We start from the raw sequence: 5,434 nt of genomic DNA, 5'->3' as shown, positions 1-5,434 counted from the left end.
ATAAATGATATGCAGTTTTTAGAGTATTAACTCTAAAACTTAATATAAGTTAATCGAAAGATTATGTGGTTATTATAGCAAAGAGGATACACCTGTTCCCATTCCGAACACAGAAGTTAAGCTCTTTAGCGCTGATGGTACTCGGAGGGCAACCTCCCGGGAGAGTAAGACGTAGCCACGTAATCTTTTTTATGTTTAAGAGTATAGTAAAAGTTGAAATAACTTTCCTATACTCTTTTAAGTTTAATAGTATTGAGATACTCATAATTTATAAATAAAGTAAAATAGTTACATTCTATACTTATACCATACTATAAAGCAGAATTAGGGCAAGACACCATTATTTCAGAGATAAAATCGTTTAATCGATTTAAACCTTCTAAAAAGTCTTTTTCATCACAAGCGTATGATATACGTACATAGTCATCTATACCAAATGCTAGGCCAGGTACTATAGCAACATTATGTTTATTTAAAAACTCTTCACAAAATTCAACAGAAAAGCTTTCGCTAAAATTAAAATTATCTTTTATTTTAGATAAATCTATAAATATATAAAAAGCACCTTCGGGATAAATATATCCTATGTTAGTCATGGAGTCTAACTTTGATACAATTAAATCTCGTCGATATTTATATATATCAACCATATTATCTAAATCTTTTTTACAATCTCTTAAAGCAGCATATCCTATATATTGAGATGTTAAACATGGATGAGAAACTAGATGACCTTGAATAGCACATATTCCTTTAGCAATTTCTTTATTTGATGCAGAATATCCTAATCTGATACCGGTCATAGCTGCAGACTTTGCAAATCCATTTATGGTTATGGTTATATCCTTTATTTCTTTGCTTAATGATGCTATAGATACAAATTTATCTGTATAACATATTTTTTCATATATTTCATCGGCTAGAATATATATATTATTTTCTAAACAAATATTAGCTATATCTAAAAGTTCCTCTTTTGTGTAAACAGCACCCGTTGGGTTTGATGGATTTGTTAAAATGAGCAACTTAGTTTTATTTGTAATATATTTTTTTAATATGTCACCGGTTAACTTAAAATCATTACTTTTATCTGTATTCATAGGTACTGGAATTGCATTAACTATTTTAGTCATTTCAGAATAACTAACCCAATATGGCTTTGGTAATAATACTTCATCTCCTGGATCAGTAACAGCTAACAAAGCATTTGTAATAGCATTTTTAGCACCACTAGAAACAACTATTTCATCTAATGAATAATCACAATTATTTTCATCTAAAAGTTTTTTACATATTTCTTCTCTTAAAATTGTTATACCTGGAACTAGGTTATATTTAGTTTCATCGTTATTCAAAGATTCAATACCAGAGTGTTTTGCTTTTTCAGGAACGTTAAAATCAGGTTCACCGATACTTAGATTTATAATTTTCTTACCTGAATCTTTTAACTCCTTAACCTTCGTACTAATTCCCACTGTTACCGATGGAGTTATAATAGATAATCTGTTAGATAACATAAGATCTCCCCCTTAAAAATTCTATACATTAATGTTATATGAAAATTCAGAAAAATCATATAGAAATTTAGCAAATAAAAAAATTCCTGTTTTAATAAAATGATTTAATAATATTGGCTAAATAAGTTAATGTTATAGTACATTTTACTAAAACTTTTATACTGAATATGATAAAAGTAGTAAAAACTATAAATTAAATTGTTTTACTATATATAATATAAAATTGAATATAAGCTTTTAATATAAATAACTAATATTTAATATATACAATATATAGTAGTTATGATTGAGTTGTGATACAATATATAGTAATTAAAGGAGGGGTTTTATGATTAAATATATAGAGAAAAGGGATGGAAGAGTTGTACCTTTTAATAAAGATAGCATAACAAAATCTATATCTTTGGCAGTGGATAAAGTAGCTAATAAAGAAAATAAGACTCTAAATAATCAAATATCGGAAAAAATAACTAGTGATGTAATAAAATTATTAGAATCTGAACATATAGATTCCATTATAAAAGTAGCAGATATATATGATTTAGTAGTTAAAGATCTTATAGAAAATGGATATTTTAGAATAAGTGAAGAATATATAATGAATAGAAATGAGAGAGATAGAATAAGAAATTTTAATACTCGGCTAATGAAAGAGATAGAAGAAATTACATTTGAAGAATCTGATGATGTTGATATAAAAAGAGAAAATGCTAATATTAATGGTGATACATCTATGGGAATGATGCTTCACTATGGAAGTATTGTATCTAAGGCATTTTGTAAGGATAATATATTAAAATTAGATCACTCATGTGCTCATGAAAATGGAGATATACATATACATGATATGGATTTTTTTAGCATGGGAACGTTAACATGTTGTCAAATTGATTTAGATAAACTTTTTAAAGATGGATTTTCAACAGGACATGGATTTTTAAGAGAGCCAAATGATATTATGAGCTATGGTGCCTTAGCAGCAATAGCAATTCAAAGTAACCAAAATGATCAGCATGGAGGGCAAAGTATACCGTTTTTTGATTATAATTTATCTAAGGGAGTAGCTAAAACTTTTAAGAAATTTTATATTACAAATATATATAAAGCATTAAAATTATATGAGGGTATAGGTAATATAGAATATATAAAGGATATTATTTCTAATTTAGAAAAACAAAATTTTAAACTTAAAATAAATCAAAGTAAAATTTATATAAATAAAGAAAAAGAAGTTTTAAAAGAAAAGTTTAATATAGATGAAGAGACAGTTAAAAATATTCAAGAATTTGCATACGAAGAAGCATTAAAAGAGACAGATAGACAAACATATCAGTCTATGGAAGGATTTATACATAACTTAAATACAATGCACTCAAGGGCTGGAGCACAAGTACCATTTTCTAGTATAAACTTCGGTACTGATATATCAGAAGAAGGTAGAATGGTAAGTAAGAATTTATTATTATCCTTAGAAAAAGGATTAGGAAATGGAGAAACACCTATATTTCCTATATTAATATTCAAAGTTAAAGAAGGGATAAATTTAAACCCAGGAGATCCTAATTATGATTTATTTAAGCTATCTTGTAGAGTATCTGCAAAAAGATTATTTCCTAATTTTAGTTTTATAGATGCTCCATTTAATGCAAAGTTTTATAAACCAGATAATCCAGAAACTGAAGTTACGTATATGGGGTGTAGAACTAGGGTATTAGGTAATTTATGTGGAGATGAAGTAGTTAGTGGAAGGGGAAATATATCTTTTACTACTATAAATTTACCAAGGTTAGGGATAAAGCATGGAATAGTTAATAATAAAAAAGTAGATATAGATGGATTTTTTAAAGATTTAGATCAAAAAATAGATTTAGTAATAGATCAACTATTAGATAGAATGATAATTCAAGGTAATAAAAAGGTGAAAAACTTTCCGTTCTTAATGGGGCAAGGAATATGGTTAGGATCAGATAATCTACTACCAGAGGATAAATTAATTGATGTTATAAAGCAAGGTACTTTAACAATAGGTTTTATAGGGTTAGCAGAGTGTTTAGTCGGTCTTGTAGGTAAGCATCATGGTGAAAATAAATATTCTCAAGAATTAGGGTTAAAAATAGTTACATATATGAGGAATAGAATGGATGAAGCTAGTAAGAAGTATGGATTAAACTTTTCTCTTATTGGAACACCAGCAGAAGGATTATCTGGAAGGTTTACAGCCATAGATAAAAAACTGTATGGAGAAATTAAAGGTATAACAGATAGAGATTACTATACTAACTCATTTCATGTTCCTGTATATTACAAAATAAGCGCATTTGACAAAATAAGTATCGAAGCTCCATACCACGCACTTACTAATGGAGGACATATAACATATGTAGAAGTAGATGGTGATCCAACAAATAATTTAGAAGCTTTTGAGACTATTATAAGAGCAATGAAAGAATTAGGTATTGGATATGGCAGTATAAATCATCCTGTTGATAGAGACCCTATATGTGGATATACAGGGATTATAAACGGTGATATATGCCCTGCGTGTGGAAGGAATGAAAGCCAAGTTAGATTTGAGAGAATAAGAAGAATAACCGGGTATTTAGTAGGAACTATAGATAGATTTAATAATGCAAAAAGAGCAGAGGTACGTGATAGGGTAAAACACACATAATCAAAAAGTGAAGGTGATTCTATGAAATTAAGAGTAGCAGCGCCTACTATATTTGATAGCATAGTGGATGGGCCAGGATTAAGAGTGGTTATTTGGAGTCAGGGGTGTATTCATGATTGTATAGGATGTCATAATTCTCAAACTCATAACATAAAAGGTGGTTATGAAATAGATACTGGAGATATTATATATGAAATAAAAAATTTAAACCTACAAAGAGGTATAACTTTATCCGGTGGTGAGCCTTTTTTACAACCAGAACCATTAGCAATAATAGCTAAAGAAGCTAAGGTTAACAATTTAGATGTATGGGCCTATACGGGTTTTACTTTTGAAGAACTATTAGACAAGAGTAATAATATGTATAGAGAGAGAAGAAAATTATTAAAAGAAATAGATGTTTTAGTAGATGGGAAGTTTGAAATAGATAAGAAAGACATAAGTTTGAGGTTTAGGGGGTCCTATAATCAAAGGATAATAGATGTTCAAGAAAGTTTAAAGCTAAATGACATTATATTGAAAAATGAATATATGTTTGGAGAGATGCCTGTAGTTAAATAATTAATATATGATTATATTAAAGTATAAAATTTAAATAAATGTATATATTAAATATTAGATTTAATAATATTAATTAAAAATATATACATTTATGAAGCTTTTTTTAATTAATATATGTTGATAAGTATCTTAATAATGTGGATAACAAATATACATATCGCACAAAATACATATAATTACAATGTTAATAATGTGGATAGATAAAAATAAGTAGAAAAAAGTATTTTTTTATTAAAAAAATATAAAAAAAGTATTGACTATATGTTTCAAACTTGATATAGTATTACTTGTCCAAGAGATAAGGACAGAAACAAAATAGATTAAGAACTTTGAAAATTAAACAGTAGGTTAATTTATATAACTAATTCTTATTTAAGAATTAAAACACAAACAACCAAGCCAGATATTCAGATAATGATTAGCTGAGCGATGGACAACTTTTATTTGAGAGTTTGATCCTGGCTCAGGATGAACGCTGGCGGCGTGCCTAACACATGCAAGTCGAGCGAACTTCTTCGGAAGTGAGCGGCGGACGGGTGAGTAACGCGTGGGTAACCTACCCTATACACACGGATAACGTACCGAAAGGTACGCTAATACGAGATGATATATTTTTATCGCATGGTAGAAATATCAAAGCTCCGGCGGTATAGGATGGACCCGCGTCTGATTAGCTAGTTGGTAA

3 protein-coding genes and 2 rRNA genes are annotated in these 5,434 nt (G+C 28.4%); 4 read left to right on the top strand and 1 reads right to left on the bottom strand.

All coding sequences use genetic code 11. The features are described from left to right. Positions 1 to 64: 64 nt before the first annotated feature. Positions 65 to 181: ribosomal RNA gene (gene rrf, locus I2A66_RS16480) — 5S ribosomal RNA — on the top strand. A gap of 130 nt (positions 182 to 311) precedes the next feature. Here the strand turns inward: rrf and I2A66_RS16475 are convergent. Next, positions 312 to 1,517 carry a pyridoxal phosphate-dependent aminotransferase gene (locus tag I2A66_RS16475; RefSeq protein WP_147516983.1) on the bottom strand — a complete coding sequence of 402 codons (1,206 nt, stop codon included), beginning with the start codon at positions 1,515 to 1,517 and terminating at the stop codon, positions 312 to 314. A gap of 328 nt (positions 1,518 to 1,845) precedes the next feature. Here I2A66_RS16475 and I2A66_RS16470 point away from each other — a divergent pair, with 328 nt between their 5' ends. The 3 genes from I2A66_RS16470 to I2A66_RS16460 form a co-directional block, all read left to right on the top strand. Next, entirely contained in the window at positions 1,846 to 4,188 is a 2,343-nt protein-coding gene (locus I2A66_RS16470; RefSeq protein ID WP_195252020.1) for an anaerobic ribonucleoside triphosphate reductase, read from the top strand. Positions 4,189 to 4,209: 21 nt separating this feature from the next. Next, positions 4,210 to 4,749, top strand: a complete 540-nt coding sequence (gene nrdG, locus I2A66_RS16465; protein ID WP_147516981.1) for an anaerobic ribonucleoside-triphosphate reductase activating protein — start codon at positions 4,210 to 4,212, stop codon at positions 4,747 to 4,749. 440 nt (positions 4,750 to 5,189) lie between these two features. Beyond that, positions 5,190 to 5,434 (top strand): 16S ribosomal RNA (locus tag I2A66_RS16460); the annotation flags it as partial.

It is taken from the genome of Romboutsia sp. 1001713B170207_170306_H8 (assembly GCF_015550495.1).
Lineage (GTDB): Bacteria > Bacillota > Clostridia > Peptostreptococcales > Peptostreptococcaceae > Romboutsia_E.
The sequence above is the reverse complement of the archived record's forward strand: the minus strand, read 5'-3'. Positions and strand labels throughout refer to the sequence as shown.